This is a genomic window from Labilibacter marinus (assembly GCF_001659685.2).
In the GTDB taxonomy this organism is placed as follows: Bacteria; Bacteroidota; Bacteroidia; order Bacteroidales; family Marinilabiliaceae; genus Saccharicrinis; species Saccharicrinis marinus.
The window spans coordinates 1-17,849 of the sequence record NZ_LXYE02000030.1; the positions used below are offsets into that span (position 1 = coordinate 1).

At 36.5% G+C, this 17,849-nt stretch carries 15 protein-coding genes; 7 read left to right on the plus strand and 8 right to left on the minus strand.

Going from position 1 to position 17,849, the window contains the following annotated elements; genetic code table 11:
* Positions 1-520 precede the first annotated feature (520 nt).
* The 5 genes from A8L32_RS12495 to A8L32_RS12525 all read left to right on the plus strand — a co-directional run bounded on the left by A8L32_RS12495 (position 521) and on the right by A8L32_RS12525 (position 5,295).
* A complete protein-coding gene (locus tag A8L32_RS12495; RefSeq protein ID WP_066630979.1) occupies positions 521-1,324 on the plus strand; it encodes a DUF2971 domain-containing protein in 804 nt (267 codons plus the stop codon).
* 238 nt (positions 1,325-1,562) lie between these two features.
* Positions 1,563-2,072 (plus strand): DUF6155 family protein, encoded by a 510-nt coding sequence (locus A8L32_RS12505; protein ID WP_066630983.1) that lies wholly within the window; start codon positions 1,563-1,565, stop codon positions 2,070-2,072.
* Between the two features lie 86 nt (positions 2,073-2,158).
* Entirely contained in the window at positions 2,159-2,803 is a 645-nt protein-coding gene (locus A8L32_RS12510; RefSeq protein WP_066630985.1) for a transglycosylase domain-containing protein, read from the plus strand.
* A 337-nt stretch (positions 2,804-3,140) separates the two neighbouring features.
* Positions 3,141-3,821, plus strand: a complete 681-nt coding sequence (locus tag A8L32_RS12520) for an SAM-dependent methyltransferase (RefSeq protein ID WP_066630986.1) — start codon at positions 3,141-3,143, stop codon at positions 3,819-3,821.
* A 58-nt stretch (positions 3,822-3,879) separates the two neighbouring features.
* On the plus strand, positions 3,880-5,295 hold the full coding sequence (locus A8L32_RS12525; protein WP_066631202.1) for an SDR family oxidoreductase: 1,416 nt from the start codon (positions 3,880-3,882) through the stop codon (positions 5,293-5,295).
* 85 nt (positions 5,296-5,380) lie between these two features.
* On the opposite strand, the gene A8L32_RS12530 is transcribed toward A8L32_RS12525, so the two are convergent.
* The 8 genes from A8L32_RS12530 to A8L32_RS12565 form a co-directional block, all read right to left on the minus strand.
* Positions 5,381-6,880: an alpha-L-fucosidase gene (locus A8L32_RS12530; protein ID WP_066630988.1), complete on the minus strand. Its 1,500-nt coding sequence runs from the start codon at positions 6,878-6,880 to the stop codon at positions 5,381-5,383.
* A 93-nt stretch (positions 6,881-6,973) separates the two neighbouring features.
* Positions 6,974-7,915, minus strand: a complete 942-nt coding sequence (locus tag A8L32_RS12535; protein ID WP_066630991.1) for an aldo/keto reductase — start codon at positions 7,913-7,915, stop codon at positions 6,974-6,976.
* A 21-nt stretch (positions 7,916-7,936) separates the two neighbouring features.
* Positions 7,937-8,767, minus strand: a complete 831-nt coding sequence (locus A8L32_RS12540) for an amidohydrolase family protein (RefSeq protein WP_066630993.1) — start codon at positions 8,765-8,767, stop codon at positions 7,937-7,939.
* 138 nt (positions 8,768-8,905) lie between these two features.
* Positions 8,906-9,676: an SDR family NAD(P)-dependent oxidoreductase gene (locus A8L32_RS12545; protein ID WP_066630995.1), complete on the minus strand. Its 771-nt coding sequence runs from the start codon at positions 9,674-9,676 to the stop codon at positions 8,906-8,908.
* Positions 9,677-9,722: 46 nt separating this feature from the next.
* Positions 9,723-10,739 (minus strand): zinc-binding alcohol dehydrogenase family protein, encoded by a 1,017-nt coding sequence (locus A8L32_RS12550; protein WP_066630997.1) that lies wholly within the window; start codon positions 10,737-10,739, stop codon positions 9,723-9,725.
* A 9-nt stretch (positions 10,740-10,748) separates the two neighbouring features.
* Entirely contained in the window at positions 10,749-11,822 is a 1,074-nt protein-coding gene (locus A8L32_RS12555) for a mandelate racemase/muconate lactonizing enzyme family protein (RefSeq protein ID WP_066630999.1), read from the minus strand.
* Between the two features lie 23 nt (positions 11,823-11,845).
* Positions 11,846-13,450, minus strand: a complete 1,605-nt coding sequence (locus tag A8L32_RS12560) for a sodium:solute symporter (RefSeq protein ID WP_066631004.1) — start codon at positions 13,448-13,450, stop codon at positions 11,846-11,848.
* A 255-nt stretch (positions 13,451-13,705) separates the two neighbouring features.
* A complete protein-coding gene (locus A8L32_RS12565) occupies positions 13,706-14,872 on the minus strand; it encodes a helix-turn-helix domain-containing protein (protein WP_066631006.1) in 1,167 nt (388 codons plus the stop codon).
* 271 nt (positions 14,873-15,143) lie between these two features.
* On the opposite strand from A8L32_RS12565, the gene A8L32_RS12570 reads away from it, so the two are divergent.
* Both A8L32_RS12570 and A8L32_RS12575 read left to right on the plus strand, forming a co-directional pair.
* Positions 15,144-16,526, plus strand: coding sequence for a Gfo/Idh/MocA family protein (locus tag A8L32_RS12570; protein WP_066631008.1), 1,383 nt, complete (start codon positions 15,144-15,146; stop codon positions 16,524-16,526).
* Positions 16,527-16,538: 12 nt separating this feature from the next.
* Entirely contained in the window at positions 16,539-17,834 is a 1,296-nt protein-coding gene (locus A8L32_RS12575; RefSeq protein WP_066631010.1) for a Gfo/Idh/MocA family protein, read from the plus strand.
* The last annotated feature ends 15 nt before the right edge of the window (positions 17,835-17,849 follow it).

Sequence of the window (17,849 nt, forward strand, 5' to 3'; positions counted from 1 at the left end):
CAAAAAGTAAGTCGGGTTTGGGCGAAGCGCCAGTTTATTTAGTACAATATTGTTTAAATGCAATTGCCATGGGTCATAGATCAACAGTAGAAAGTTATAAAAATACTCCCAATGCAGTTTTGTGTTGGTATTTTTTTTGCATGTTAATGTCGTAATTGATTGAAAATGATGGTTCAGCGGTCAGGTAGACCTGTTCAGCGCATACGGGATGCGGTTCAGCGGGTAAGTGGTGGTGTTCAGCGGTGAAGAGTGAGTAGCGAAAAGTCATTTGGTAATTAGTCTGTGCTTTGTTTTATAGGTAATATGTAGGGGGTGTTATATGGTTAAATTATTGTGTTGAATAACATTTTGGTATGTATTAAACAATAATGTAGTTTTAAACAGGAATATAAAAAAAAGGCTGTAAAACAAGCCTATATAAGTTAAGTAATGAAAACTTTTACGAGAGTCAAAGAAAAAATATATGGCATGTGTTTTATATAGAGGTAAGTTTGGGGCAAGTCCAAAAAAAGCGCAATAAATGAATGATGGTTATAATACATATTTAGCAAAATCTTATAGATTTTTTTCATTTGAAGTACTGTTTAATACAATAAAAAATAGGAGCCTAAGGTTTAAAAGAGTTGATAAGTTTAACGACCCATTAGATAATAGTCCTTATTTAGCTTCTAATGAATGGAAGCATGATAAAGAACAAGGAGATGGTAGTTTAGGTAATTTTCTAAAAAAAGTCCGTTATGACAAAATTTCTAAAGAATTAGAATCATTATATATATGTTGTTTCTGCAAGGAATATAAATCAGATGATTCATATTTAATGTGGTCTCATTATGGACTATCGCATAGTCAGGTGTGTATTGAAATAGATTTTTCAAAATATACTGGTTTAAGCACTCCTTCTGAAGTTATATATCCAAAGAATTTAGTTGAGAAACGTAATAATATTCTCAAACATAAAAAAGAATCAATTGGACTTTTTGTGGTAACAAATAAATTAAGGCAGTGGTCTTATGAGAAAGAAGTAAGATTGATTGTTGATATAAGAACTCCTAATATCGATTTAGAGAAATTTAAACTATGTGATAATTCATATTCTTTGGATGCAGATTTTGACTTGGAGTCTATTTCAAAGGTTATTTTTGGAATTAAATCAGAACTCTCCAACGAAATAGAAACTAGAAAGTTGTTTCTAACTAATGGTTTGACTCCTAAATATGAAAAAATGTATATTGACCCTAATACTTTGAAACTAGAAAGTAAACCATATACTTTTGATAAAGCAGCTCCCCCCACAAATTGGAATAAACAATGTGGGGCATTCTGATTTTGGAAGTTAAATATGGCGACACAAGTTCCGCCAAATCTATTCCTTCCATTTGGAATGAAAAGCTACAAATACAAAAAAAAGTTTTGGCTCGGTTGGATTTCGGAAGTAGATTTAGGTTTTATCTCCACACAGTTCATCACAGTGGCCGTTGTAGGGTATTTGACCAAACCGCTTAAGAAGATTATAAAAAAGCAAAACCTGGATATAAGAAATTGTTTTTATAGAGTATAGACTTATGGGACTAAGAGAGGTAAAATCAGAATTAAATAAACTTGATAAGGCGGATTTGATAAAGCATATTTCGGAACTTTATAAGATATATAAGCCTGTTAAAGAATATTTTGATTTCTATGTTAATCCGAAAGAAGAGGAAATTTTAGAAAAATATAAAGAAAAAGTAAGAGAGGGATTTTATCCGAAGAGAGGATTTGCTTTAAAATTATCAATTTCCAGAACTGCAATAAATGAATTTAAAAAGTTAGGAACATCAAAAGAGGCATTGTCTGATTTGTTAATCTATTATGTGGAATGTGGAGTTGAATTCACGAATGATTTTGGGGACATCGACGAAAATTTTTATTCAAGCATAGAAAATGCTTTTGGAAAGGCTCTTCAGATTATGAGTAAAGAAGGCATTCTTGCCAAATTTGAAGACCGAGCTTATGAAATTGTTGAAAATGCCCAAAATATTGGTTGGGGATTTCATGATTATTTAGCTGATGTCTATTCAGAATACTATGAATAAAAAAAGTCTTACAACACGCTAGTATAAAGCGTATGGCGTTTGTGGTTATTGGGATGTTTAATATGGTAGAGGATAAAAGTTAGCTAATGAAGATCTTATTTAAGATATTAAAGTATGCATTTCTAATCTTTATAGTGATTGTGCTATATAGTTATTATCATGTAAGAACTTGTTGGAGATCATTTGTATCAGAAAAGAGAATTCAGGAAATAGTAGAAGAAATTAAAAATGCACAAGAACTACCGGATTTGTTTTATTGTTTGTACCAACAGGATAAACCAAACTCCTTAGAATATGGTATGGATAAACACATATTTAATGACATCTTCTTAATGAAATATTCTACCCCAGTAAGTTTAAACGTTTCAAAGCATATTGGGCACTACATAAAAGATATTAATGAACCTAAAAAACAAAGAAGAGATTATCTTTTTTATCCATATTCATTGACTTGGAAACTGGAAAAATATACAACTCAAAAAGAATGCTTAAACTGGCTAGCGAGAAATGATAATTTTGTCTATGATAATATTGGAGTTGAACAGGCTAGCTTGTTTTTCTATCATAAAACACTAGAAGAGTTGGATACTATTCAAATGGCTTCGTTAGTTGTAATGATGAGAAATCCTGCTCTATATAATCCGGTAAGAAGAGCTGAGTTAGTTAAATCAAAATCATTAATTTTGGTAGATAAATTAAACAATGACAAACCTAATCAAACAAATAACTAACGGCAGATTATTAAAAAATAATGGAAGCTGGATGTATTGTAGTCAATGTGATAAAACAGTGGGCTATTTGTGTTACAGTACGTATCTACAGTTTGAATTCAACTTTAAATGTAATTGTGGCAATGTTGGAAACTTTCAACTTTCGTATGCGCCTGAAAAAACCTTTGTGCAAGGGGCAGCAGACTTAAAGCAAAACAAAAATCGTTTATGTTGCCCCAATGATGATTCTTCCCTTATTTTCTATTGTAGATAAGAATATTAAAGAAGTTGATTATAGAGTGGTTTGTAAGCAATGCAAGCAGACATTTACTAAGCCTTAAACGAATTATTTTTAACCATGGCATTTGAATTAAAAACTACCGTTCCTTGGGGGCGGACATTATCGGAATATAAAAGCATGTTTAGCTTGACGGAGGCTGAGCTAAAAAAACGAATTATCAGTTTTGGAGATGGCCCTGCTAGCTTTAATAGTGAAATGACCGAGGACAATAAAAGTGTGACTTCTGTTGACCCAGTTTATCAATTTACTGCGAAAGAGTTAGAGCAACGTATTGCTGAAGTAAAGGATATGGTAATTGAGCAAACCCGCAATAACCAGGATAATTTTGTTTGGAAACAGATTAAAAGTGTTGAAGAACTGGAGCAAGTTCGTTTAAATGCTATGCAGGCATTTATTAAGGATTTCTCCAAAGGAAAAGCAGCAGGGAGGTATGTTTTTCATGCTTTGCCGGATAAAACAGCATTTGAAGATTTATCCTTTGACTTAGCCATAAGCTCTCACTTTTTAATTCTGTACGCTCAACTAGGGCTCGATTTTCATATAACATCCATCACCGAAATGTTACGGCTGGCTAATGAGGTTAGAATCTTCCCAATACTTGATTTAGACGCTAAAAAAACGGAACTGCTGGAGCAGCTTATTACTCATTTTAATAGTAATTTTAAGGTAAGTATCGAAAAGGTAGATTATGAGTTTCAAAAGGGAGGTAATGAGATGTTAAGGATTAAAAGAGATTAGTCTACAACTATACGCTGCCTGAATGGTTTAATAGTAAACCATGTTTAATGCTGCAATCATGAGAATACTTTTAACAGGCGCTTCAGGATATATTGGTAAAAGGCTACTTCCTATTTTAATAGAAAATGGACATGAGGTTATATGTTGTGTTAGAGATTTAAAACGTTTTAATGCTCCTTCATCGCTGCAGTCTAGTATACAAACCATTCAACTAGATTTGCTGGATGAGGAAACCCTTAAAAATATTCCTGAAGATATTGATGGAGCTTATTACCTCGTGCATTCTATGTCTGCATCTTCCGATTATCAAGCATTAGAACAGCGGTCGGCAGAGAATTTTAGGCGTGCTATCAATAAAACAAAGGTGCAGCATGTGGTTTACCTAAGCGGAATTGTCAATGAATCGACTTTATCTAAACATTTAACTTCGCGTAAGAATGTAGAAGCAGAACTGAGTAAAGGAAATTATCAACTCACCACCTTAAGAGCAGGTATTATCGTAGGTTCAGGTAGTGCATCTTTTGAAATAATGCGAGATTTAGTGGAGAAACTTCCCATTATGATTACGCCACGCTGGTTGAATACCCGTTGTCAGCCTATAGGGATTTCAGATGTATTGCAGATTCTGGCAAAATCAGTTTTAAATCCTGCGTTGTACAATAAAGACTATGATATAGGAGGCCCTGATATTTTAAGTTATAAGCAAATGTTGCTGGCTTTTGCTAAAGTCAGAAAGCTGAAGCGATATATTTTTACGATTCCAGTGATGACGCCCAAACTCTCGTCGTACTGGTTGTATTTTGTTACTTCTACCTCGTATAAACTTGCAGTAGCCTTGGTTAATAGCATGAAAATAGAGGTGGTGTGTCGTAATGATGATATCAACACCATATTAGATATAAAGCCCATCACCTACAAAGAAGCCTTAAAGCGTGCCTTTAGTAAAATTGTACGAAACGAGGTGATTTCTAGCTGGAAAGATGCCTTTGTGAGTAGTGATTCTAACTTTAATATTTCCGAATTTATTCAGATACCATCCTTTGGTTGTTATAAGGATGTGCAGGAAAAAGCATATGCTGATAAGAAGCGATGTATTCATAAAATATGGAGTATAGGTGGCGAAACGGGCTGGTATTCTGGTAATTTTCTATGGAAGATTAGAGGATATATGGATAAGATGGCTGGTGGTGTTGGTTTAAGAAGAGGCAGGACTTCGGAAGATTCGTTAAATACAGGTGATGCATTGGATTTTTGGCGCGTTTTATATGCCAATAAAGAGGAGGGACGGTTGCTTTTATATGCTGAAATGAAATTGCCTGGTGATGCCTGGCTCGAATTTAAAGTAGTAGATAATAAGTTATTACAAACGGCCACATTTAGACCTTTAGGATTATATGGGAGGTTATATTGGTATGCTGTATTGCCTTTTCATGGTTTTATTTTTAGAGGATTAATCAATAAATTGACCAAATAAGGAATATCTATTTATACAAAACGGCATTAACAGGATTTATCAATTATGATTATCCCGTTAATGCCGTTTGGTTTATGGCAAATATTTACTTGCCTTTAATTTTAAATACCCAGGCACTTTTTAAGTGGGTATTCTGAGGTATTTCAATATTTAACTGTTCGGCAGATTGCGAAAAATCTAATTTTCCTTTATGTCCAAGTAGTTCAATGGACTTAATCTTCATCTTTGAGCTGTTTAAGTATTTTACAATTACTTGTTGGTTAGGAGGAACTAAAGAGATAGCATATAAAATACCATCTTTACATGTAAAACGAATATCTTCCTTAGTAAAGCTTTTGTTTTTACTTTCCGAAAGATGACCAGTGGCTGTTTTGGTAGGGCCTTCTCCAAATACTTCCCAGTGAGAAGCACCATAAATAGCCTCGCCATTGGTATTTAACCAGTCCCCAATTTCTAATAATATCTTTTGCTGGTCTTCAGGAATAGTACCGTCTTTTTTAGGGCCGATATTTAATAACATACAACCATTTTTACTCACAATATCCACCAAGTCGGCAATTAAATCCTGCGAGGTTTTCGATTTCCAGTTTTTGGCATAGTACCAAGAGTTTTTACCAATAGAAGTATCTGTTTGCCAGTAGCCATCTAATATTTTATCCGATTTGCTGCGTTCCAAATCTAACATATGAGTTCCTTCCGGATAAGATGGATACTTGTAGTTTTTAGTTTGTAACACCACGGCTTTATCTCTTTTTAAACCTGAGTTGTAATAATACGCCGCTAACTTTTTATGATAGGGTGCAAATTCTGGTCTATCTAAAAAGAAATCGAACCAAAGAATATCAGGCTCATATAAATCGATGATCTCCTTTGTACGCGGCCACCAAACATTGGCTAACCATTCTTCACTGGCTGGCTCAGAAGGTTTATGTGGAGGTGCATAAATAATTTCATTGGCAGGATCTCCCGTGTCAAAGTAATCTTGCTGGTTGTAAAAGTTCCAATTAAATGCCAGATGCGAACTGGCACCACATATTAATCCCTGTTTTTTAATTTCGTTGGTTAAGGCTTTAAATACATCATATTTTGGCCCCATATCAACAGCATTATATGGTGTATAGCTTGATTCGTAAAGCGCATAACCATCATGATGTTCTGCCACCGGAACCACATATTGTGCACCAGCTTTTTTGAATAGCTCAACCCATTCTGCAGGTTTAAAATGCTCCATCGTCCACATCGGAATAAGGTCTTTATACCCAAAGGTTTTTTGGTCGCCAAACTTATCTTTATGGTATTGAAAAGCAGGATGAGGTTTATTATGCGTTACTTCTCCTGTTTGCGGATTCATAATACCATTATCCAAATACATCCATCGCGGATACCAGTCGGTATGAAGTTCTGCAACAGAGTTGGGACCCCAGTGTATAAAAATTCCGAATTTGGCATCTTTCATCCATTGTGGAATTTCATAATTGCTTAAACTTTCCCAATTTTCCTCAAACTTAGGAGGATTTTTCTTGTCTTTTTTCGGTGTAAACGACATTAATGTTACAGTGAAAAATATCCATACAATTTTTTTCATTTTTTTAATAATGCTAATTATAGGTCAATATTGTTTTTATGATATCATAAATTGAGGTGACGATAAGAGATGAAATACAGTAGCCTTTTTCAACTACATTAATTCACAATTTTTGGCAAAGTCAAAATCTTTGTTCTTAATAGGATGAAGAATTTTTTGAACCTCTTTAACCAGCTCTTCATCCATTTTTTCTTCTACAACTTTTATGTTATCGATGATTCGATGTGTTTTAGAGGTAGAAACCAGATTGGTAGGTATGTCGGTATTGGCACATCCAAACTGAAGAGCTAGTTTTTCAATGCTGGTGCCATTCTTTTTGCAAAACGAAGCAGCTTTTTGAACTATGGCTTTATCGTTATCTGTAGCGGGATGCCAGTCAGCCACACCTCGCTCTGTCAATAATCCCATCCCTAATGGCGAAGCGGCAATTAAACCCACCCCATCTTGTTTAGCCATAGGTAAAAGATCCAGCATGGAAGTATCGTTCAACATATAATGACTATGACACAACATAATATCTACCTGAGCATGCTGATGAACATGTTTAAATACTTCGATAGGATAAGAAGTAATGCCAGCATAGCGAATAAGCCCTTTTTCTTTTAGTTCATGTAAAAAAGGAATGGATTCGTTTACTATGATGTCCAAATGTTTACCTTGTTGATATTCTATATCGTGTAGCTGAAGTACATCTAAGTATTCAACGCCCAAGCGATTCAAGCTTTCGTGCAAAGATTTTTCAATGGCTTTGGCAGAAAAATCGAAATTTCCTTTTGCAAAACGGCCTGTTTTTGTAGCCAAATAATACTTGTCGCGAGGAATTGTTTTTAAGGCTTCTCCTAACACAGATTCTGCCACTGTATCACCGTAAAAAGGAGATACATCTAAATAGTTTATCCCATTATCTATGGCAGCATGCACTGTTTTAATACCTTCCGAGTTATCTATTTTGCCAAATACAGCACCTAAAGCCGACGCCCCAAAGCTTAATTGAGACACGTGCATATCTGTATTTCCTAATTGTCTATAATCCATGTTTTTTGAATTAATGATGCCCTAATCTTTCAAATAAAATTGAGAACAGTTGATGCCAAATATTTTATCCTGTTCATTTTGGCTAAAAGTCTTCAGGTAATTCTTTACAATCTGCGACACTTGTCCATAATCTGCAGCTAAAAGGCACACTGGCCAATCGCTACCAAACATGATTCTATCCGTACCAAAGGTTTCAACAATAATATCTAGGTAAGGCGTAAAATCATCTTGTGTCCAATTTTGCCAAGAGACTTCGGTCACCATTCCTGATACTTTGCAGTACACATTAGGCAAGTTTTTAAACTGACGAATGTGTTTTTGCCAATGTTCAATTTCTCCACTGGCAATAGCTGGTTTGGCTATGTGATCAATCACCAAAGCTTGATTTGGAAACTTTTTTGCCAATTCTAAAGCGGCTGGTAATTGCTTAGGGAAAATGAGGATATCGTAAGTGAGACCATATTTCTCAAGTAGGCTAATGCCGTTTATAAAATCTTTGCGAAGCATAAAATAATCATCAGGCTCATCCTGCACCACATGACGCATGCCAACAAGCTTTGAGTTTTCTGACAATGCTTTCAAAGTGGCTTCGGGTTTATCACCACATAAATCCATCCAACCCACAACACCTTTGATGATGTTATGATTCTCCGCCAATTCTAATAGCCATTGTGTTTCTTGTAAAGACTGACGTGCCTGAACAGCAATACAACCATCCATGTTGTTGGCCTTTAATAAAGGCTCTAAATCGGCAGGAAGAAAATCCCTTTTTAAGGATGCAACTTCATCACTAATCCATGAATAATCCTCAAGATTGTATTGCCAAAAGTGTTGATGCGAATCTATTTTCATGCATTTAAATTTTGTTTTTTATGGTCGCATGGAACTAGCAAAATTCAATCATCCTCTTGTATGAGAAATCTTTTATCATGCTCGTTTCATATGTCGATAATCAAGTTAAACAACATTTTATCGCTCCGCTCGCAGCGGTTAGTAGCCAAAAGCCAAGGCACCACCATCCACACTAAAATCTTGTCCTGTGATATATGATGCTGCAGGAGAAGCTAAAAAGCTAATCATTGCGGCCAATTCTTCTGGTTTGCCAAAACGGTGTAAAGGCATTCTATTCAAAATTTTTGCTTTACGATCATCATCCATAACACCTTGGGTCATCTCTGAAGGAAACCAACCTGGCGATACTGAGTTAATCAGAATATTGTCCTGTGCCCATTCCACTGACAGCCCGCGGGTAATACCCAATACAGCCGCTTTACTAGAGCTATAAGGAACCACTTCAGAAAATCCTAAGAAAGAAGCCATGGATGAAATGTTGATAATTCTCCCCACATTGTTAGCCATTTTAAGGTAAGGATATGCTTCCTGGCAACAGCTGAATACGGCACTAACATTAATGCTTTGAATGTATTCCCAATCTTTGGTGGTAAATTCTTCTGCTCTGTTTTTAATGGTTACGCCTGCGTTATTTACCAACACATCAATAACTCCATTATTGGCGTCAGCTATTTCTTTAAACTTCTTCTGTACCGAAGCTTTATCTGTTACATCAAGTTTATCAAAAATGATTTCTCCATGGCTTAGTGTTCCAACTTCCTTTTCAGGAATCCCACGACGACTTAAGCCATACACTTTTGCGCCACACTCCGCTAGCATAATAGTCATGGATAGCCCAAGTCCGCTAGACGCTCCTGTAACAATGATGGTTTTACCCTGTAAGCTATATAATTGCTCTAATTTATTCATGATTTTGTTTTAATGGATTGTTGAGTTCTCTTGGTAAAAACTCTTTTTAAAGGTTAATAACCACCTTGGACACCTTAGAAGGGTCATCTGCCCACATGGCAATCGCTTTATCCGACTCTTCAAAATTAAAGGTGTGAGATACAATGTCTTCGGGATTAACAGCACCCGACTTAACGGCCTTTAATACATTGCTGAAATCTTCCGCATCAGAACCTCTGGAACCACGAATATCCATTTCTTTTAATACAAAGAATTTAGTGTTGAAACTGACAGGTTCGGCGGCATAACCGATGTACACAATACATCCTGTAAAGCAAACCAAGTCTATGGCCAAGGTGTATGTTTTAGGAGAACCAACCGCTTCAATTACCACATCAGCACCAAACTCTTTGGTCATTTCGTTTACGCGGGCTTCAACATCTTCGGTAGCTGCATTAATGGTGTATTTGGCACCGGCTTGTTTTGCTTTCTCCAATTTATCATCGGCTAAATCTACGGCTATTACATGTCCACCAAAGGCAGTTGCGCCAGCAATAGCTCCCAAACCAATAACCCCGCAACCAAGTACAACCACGTAATGGTCTTGTTTAACTTGTCCGCGTTTGGCCGCATGAAAACCTACCGCTAAAGGCTCCAATAAGGCTAACTGTGTCAGGTTTAAAGAATCATCAATAATTAATTTCTCCCAAGGCACAGCCAGGTATTCTGTAAGACCGCCATTACGCTGAACCCCTAGGGTTTCGTTGTATTTACAGGCGTTAAAACGTTTGTTGCGGCACGAAGAACACTTGCCACAAGCGGTTTGTGGCATAATGGCTGCCTGTGCACCTACCTTAATGGTGTCTGGCACGTTGGTACCCACTTCTTCAATAATTCCGCTTAACTCATGGCCCGGTATAACGGGGTAGGTTACCAAAGGATTTAATCCTCTAAACGAATTTAAATCGCTACCACAATAACCTAGCTTTTTGATACGAACCAAAACCTCACCTTCTTGCACAATAGGCATTGCAATATCTTCGAAACGTGTACTTCCTTTACCTGTAATTTGAAATGCTTTCATCTTTAAAACTTAAATCTGCGTTAAACACTCGTCTTTAAAATTAAATCCCCATCCTGCACCTTGGTGAGGACGTGCAACACCATTATGAATTTGCAGCGGGTTATCAATCAATGGGTCAATCCAATCGAAAGACTCAGCTCCAACACCGTTAGGAATAGTACATAACAAAGGAATATCGTAATCTTTGTAATAATGAGGTAGCACAGGAATATCATAAGCATCTGCCAATGCAGCACTGTCGCGCCATGCTTCTAAACCACCAATTCTAAGGATATCTGGCTGCCAAATATCAATGGCACTTTTGTCAATGAGTTCGCGTAAGGGCTGTGTGCTGAATTCGCGCTCACCCATGGCCAATGAAATACCGCTTTTGTTTTTTAAAGATTCAAAACCTTTGTAGTTGCTATGGTTGATAGGCTCTTCGAACCAGGTAATGCCAATATCACGCGCTGCAAAAGATAAATTCATGGCGTTGGGTAAGCTCATGCCTTGGTTGGCATCCATCATAATCTCAACATCCTGCCCAACCGATTCGCGTACAAACTTTAAACGCTCCAAATCCTCTTTCCAATCCGGCTTTCCAACTTTAATTTTAACGGCTTTAAAACCTCTTTTTACATAACCAACCACTTCATCTTTCAACTCTTCTCTGGTATACGAAATCCAACCTCCGCTACCGTAGATAGGAACCTCAGTTTTATATGTTCCCAGAACTTTCCAGATAGGAGCACCTAAAATTTTACAATGTGCATCCCACATAGCAATGTTAAAAATACCCTGAGCCCATCTATTAATACCTTCCTGACCAAAATATTCGTTTTCAGCATTCATCTTATTAAAAACCATACCCGTATTATTAACTTCTTCGCCAATAATCATTTCTCCATGGTCCTTTAAAGCGCCAATAATGGTTTGCGGGCTATATTGAAAGCTCAACAAATAAGCTTCTCCTATAATATTTTGCTCGGTAGTGATGCGCAATACTAAAAATGAAATTTCAGTTAAGGTATGTGTTGCATCCGAAATTGGTTTCTCTAACTTGGCTTTGGCCGAATAAATATTGTAACTCTTTATTTTTTGCATGATGTATATATATTACTTGTTTTCTATCTAAAGATGATGTATAAGGTTAGCATAATGGTTGTTAGTAATAGGGCCATTATTCTTGGGTCGCTAATAGATGTTAACTTGGTATCGGTAAGAAATGATAGCGGTTTTTTAAAGGTTAGTTGCTCCAGTGTTTCGGCGTCGGCTTTGGGTGTAAACATGCTCACTACAAAGTAGAAAATAGAACAGATGAAAAATAGGTAAAAGGCTTTGGTCATAAAATGAATACCCATTACTTCCGATAAATATCTTTTGCCTGCTATCACTTCAAAATCGAAACAAAAGGCCGTAATACCGATGATAAAACCAAATAGTAATGTTGCAAAACCTGCTTTTGGTGTTCCTTTTTTAGAGAAAACTCCCCAAATAAATACGGCAGAAATAGGAGGAGATAGCACCGCCAATAAATCGTTGATGGCCTCAAAAATACTAGGGAATTTAGCAATTAGTGGCGACCAAGCTACAGCAATACAAATGGTAGCTAATATGGTAGTTCTTCCAATAATTAATAGTTTTTTATCAGATGTGTCTGGGCGAAGCTTCTTTACAATATCCATTGACATCAAGGTGCCTGCACTATTCAAAGCAGAAGCAATGGTACTCATTAAGGCCGCCAATAATGCTGCCGACATCAAGCCTTTTAATCCGATAGGTAATATTTCCAATATTAGTATAGGAAGTGTATCATCAGGATTACCTATTTTATCCTTAAGAATGATATAGGCAAAAATACCTGGGAATACCATAATGAAGACAGGTAGTATCTTGATAAATCCTGCGAATATTGGACCATTCTGAGCATGTTTTAAATCCTTGGCCCCTAATACTTTTTGTACTACAGTTTGGTCGGCACACCAATAATTTAAACCCAGCACAGGTATACCTAACCAGAATGCCCACCACGGTAAAGGAGACGAAGCATCGGTATGAACCATACTCAATTGATTCGGTTTTAATGCCGCTTTGAGCTCTGCAAAACTGGTAACCCCATGCTCTGGTAGAGCCGACATGGCTAAAAAGGTTAAGATTAACGCACCAACGATTAATACAACCGTTTGTAGCGCTTCGGTTATTACTACGGCTTTTAGTCCTCCTATAACTGAGTAAGCTAAAGTTGCAATGGAAATGGCAAAAATGGCTGTGTACTGACTAATGCCAAAGAATTTTTCAAATACCAAAGCACCAGCATATAAACTAACACCAATGTGCAAAAACAATGCGGTTACCAAAGAGATGACCGCCAACATGGTTCGGGCTTTTCCATTGTATCTTTTCTCAAGAAACTCCGGTAAGGTTGAAATTTGTGACTTAAAATAGAACGGAGCAAATATAAGGGATAGTACAATTAGAAAAAGAAATGCAGACCATTCGAAGTTTCCCCAAACAAGTCCGTCACTAAACCCTTGTCCGGCCAAACCCACCATATGTATGGTTGAAATATTGGCAGCAAATAAGGCGGCTCCTACTAAAGGCCATTTTAATGATCGTCCTGCTAAAAAGAATCCTTCACTGGTTGCTTTTTTCTCTCTAACTCCTGTAATAATTCCAATACCTACTACTACGAGCAAGTAAAAAGCCAATACTATATAATCTAGTAATTGCATAATATTTGTTTCAATGTTTTAGTTTATGATTACGGTACAAAGAAACAGGCTAATACCTTATTTGTAAATAGAGGTAATGGTAAAAAAGATGGATTATATTGTAGTGACTGGGTGCACTTGTTTTAGAATTAATATTCTGGTATTAGGTGCTTAATGTGCAGTTTTGCAGGGGTGTAGATAGCTTGTGTTGAGGATTTGAAATAGCTTATGCAGCTGCGGTTAATTCATAGATAGATAATATGGTATTATATTGAATTATTTTTTATCCAGTAAAATAAACTCCATATCATAGCTCTTACGAAGCCATCCTGTTACTTTAAACAAAGCTATAAAGTCATCATCTTCCTGTAAATTATGGCGTTTGTAAAAGGATGTTACAGAGTTGTTTTGTGTAAAGTATTGCAAAGCACTAATAGCACCACAGTCCTGATCGGAAAGGAAAAAGCTCATTTGATTACCAGAAGGCATTGTTGCTTTGGCAACAACGGTATAGTCAATAATTTTATCAGAAAATGAAACCACATCCATGTAATTGATGACCTTTCCACTTAGTGTATCGAGTCTGCTTACCATTTGTGGAGCAAAGCTATATTGCGGGTATATATCGGTTAAAACCTTTTCGAGTATTCCCATGCATTTACCCGCTCCAAAGTACACCAGATTATTTGTTTGCATATATGTTTCATCCCATCCAGAAACTAAATTAACATTAAAAGGGTGGTTGTTTTTAAAAAATAAATAACTGATTTCTTTGGTGCAATAGGGTACATAACCACCCATGTATGGGTTTTTCGAAGGGGTTAAAGTATCTTTTAAGTGGGGGTGTTGTTTTAAATACAAATCTAAGTCTTCGGTAGAGTTAATGCTGTAATCTCTTATTGCTCCCATCCTGTTAATTACCGTGGGGCCTTGAAAAGTAAAGAAATCCCCAAAAAGTACGGTGGTAGGTTTATTGTTCTGTAGACTCTGATTCCAAAATAGGTTCTCTTCCTTTTTTTCAAGCGTAAATATTAATACTAAAGAAGCGATTATAACTGCTGTAATTAGAAATACTAGTTTGGCATATTTCTTTTGGACTGTTTTTTTAGATGTATGCTGATCTTCTTTTTTTGTAAAACTTACCTGATACTGACCTTTATCAATGGCAAAGATTATTTCGTCATGGGCATTTTTAGCGTAATACTCATTCAGTTTTTTTCGGAGGTTGTACACATACACCCTTACTTTATTATCCGATTTTATGGGATCATAACCAGAACCGAACAATTCATTACCAATAATTACTTCTTTAATTTCCTCATTATTCAAACTAGCGTTAACCAGAAAATTCAATAATCTGCCATTAACTTTTGAACGAGAAAAAGAAGCATCGTTTAATATTCTATTCAATTGCTCTAAAACGGTTTGTTTGTCCGGTTGCATGCGTGTGTAATTTCAACAAAAATAGGATTCTCCATCAAGAATAGCTAATAATATCATAATTCGTGTAGATAAAAAAGTGGAGAAGTTAATGGCTTGAATATCTGAATTGTAAATCTAATTTTTAACCGTAAAAATCACGTAATAAATGACGGTTCTGTCTTTGTTATACTCAGATAAGCTTAGTTTTAATAAGCTTTTTCAAATATCTAAAGTTTATCATCTGCGATAAGCGAAAGTCCGAATCTGTAAGTTTAAATCATAATCTAGTAATATGAAGAAAAAAGAAAAGACTTCGAGAAGAAGTTTTATTAAAAAATCAACGCTTGCAACAGTTGGAGCAATAGCCGTTCCTACAATTGTACCTTCATCAGTTTTTGGTAGAACTGCACCCAGCAATCAAATTAATATTGGAATGATTGGAACGGGGCGTCAAGCTATTTTGGCTAACTTAAATAATGGTTTTCTAAAGTTAGATAATTGTCGTGTAGTGGCAACTAATGATGTAGACTCTTGGCGTATGGAACAGGCTACAAATATTATTAATAACAGTTACTCTAAAAACGGGAAAAGTTATAAAGGTGTTGCCAAGTATGATGATTATCGAGAATTAATTAATGATAAAAATGTAGATGCGGTCATGGTTTCTACTACCGACCACTGGCATGCTCCACAAGCTATAGCTGCAGCTTTTGCCGGAAAACATGTTTGTATGGAAAAGGCCTTTACCGTAGCGCCTGCCCATGGAATAGCCACGATTGAAGCCATCAAAAAAACGGGTGTAGCTAACAGGTTAGATAGTGAATTTAGATCCTTACCAAAATTTCACAAGGCGGTTGAAATCGTTCATAACAATGTAATTGGAGAATTAAAAGAAGTGATTGTTGGAGTGCCAGCACCTTTAAATGGAAGTGCTATTGAGGCTCAAGCTAATATGCCTGTACCTGCAGAGTTAAATTACGATATGTGGTTAGGTACCGAATTTCCTGCTCCTTATACACAAAAACGGGTTCATGATCCTAAAACTTATAAAACTCGCCCAGGATGGATGCGTATTCCTGAGTACTGTAATGGTATGATAACTAACTGGGGAGCACACTTGATGGATATTGCTTTTTGGGGAATGAAGCGCGAATTTGAACTGCCTGTTAGTGTTGAAGGTAAGGGTACGTTTAACAAAGGACTCTGGCAAACCATAAGTTCATTTGATTTAAAGTATAAATACGCGGATGGTTTTCAGCTTCAGTACATTATTGATAAACCTTATGTGAAATTTATAGGAGAAAAAGGTTGGGTTAAAATTGAATACAAAGATAAGTTAACAGCTAGCGATCCTTCTATCCTGAATTTTGAACCCAAGAAAAAGCAGGTTTCATATGCAGGCACATTATCCGATAAGGCTGATTTCCTGAAAAGCATTGAAACTGGAAAGCCATCTATGGAGCCTTTAGAGGTAGGTTATAATGTATACTTTACTACTGTAATGGGCATGTTTGCCGCCCATCTAGATCGCAAATTAACATGGGATAATAAAGTAAAGCAATTTGTGAATGATAATGCTGCCAATGCCATGATGTCTCGTCCAATTCGTAAAAAATGGTTAGATAAAGAAGTGTCCGACTGGATGAATAAGTATCAATCATTTGGTTTAAAATAAAAGATTGAATAAATGTCATCAAGAAGAGATTTTATCAAGAGAAGTTCCTTATGTGCTGCAGGAACACTGATTATTCCAACGGCGTTTTCGTGTAAGCAAAAAAAGCCAAGCCATGTTAATGGACTGATTAATGTGGCTTGCATAGGCTTAGGAGGACATGGGGTACACAATCTTAAAAAGTATCTGAAAATAAATAAGATGTGCCGTGTGGTAGCTGTTTGCGATGTGTACCTTCCTTTAGCCGAGAAAGCAAAAAAACTGGTAGATGAGGCCTACGGAAATTCAGATTGTATCGTTTATCAGGATTTTAGAGAAGTGTTGGCACGGCCAGAGATTGACGCTATACAATGCACCACGCCCGACCACTGGCATGTTCCCATGTCCATTATTGCTTTAAATAGTGGAAAACATGTTTCGTGCGAAAAGCCCTTTCATACCATTGAAGAGGGACGTATGTTGGTAAATGTGGCAAAAAAGAGCGATCGTGTATTCGGGGTTTCCGTGGAGGATCGATTTCTCCCTGTGTACCAACAAATGGTTCAGTTGGTTAAAGCTGGACGTATTGGAGAGCTCCAAAAAATATATATTGAGTTGCCAGTCCGAAAGGTTCCTGTAACAGGTATGGAAATTGTTAAACCTCCCAACGGTTTTGATTATGATTTATGGTGTGGACCAGCTCCAAAGCACCCATATAGCCAAGCCCGCTGTTTTTATAATTTCAGGTGGAATTATGACTATGCAGGAGGTTCCTTAACCGATTGGCTTCCACATCAGGGAGAAACAGCGCAGTGGATGATTGGCGATGATAAGCTAGTTCCTCAAACTATAGAACCTGTAAAGCCTACCGTTTTCCATAAAGGGATATTCAATACTGCTAAGGAATTTGACATCATGTATACTTATGAAAATGGTGTGCAGATGGAAGTGAAGAATGGTATTCCCTGGATTAGAGCTATAGGCTCCGAAGGTTGGATTGAAAGCAAAGGTTGGAACAAGCCACTAACAGCAAGTCAAGAAAACTTACTCGATCTTCCAGAAATGCCAATGAAAGTGCCTCATAGAAAAGGAGAGCATTATGATTTTTTAAACGCTATAAAAGAAGGTCGTCAAACCATAATGAATGCAGAGCTAGGGCAACGTACCTCAACCATGTGTAATGTAGGTAATATTGCAGCTCAATTAAATAAGAAAGTAGTTTGGGACTCACAGAATGAGAAGTTTATAGATGACACCGAAGCGAATGCTTTATGTGCTAAAACGCCACGAACAGATTGGAGTTATGATAAAATTATGAAGATGAAATGTTAAATATTATCGGCTAGC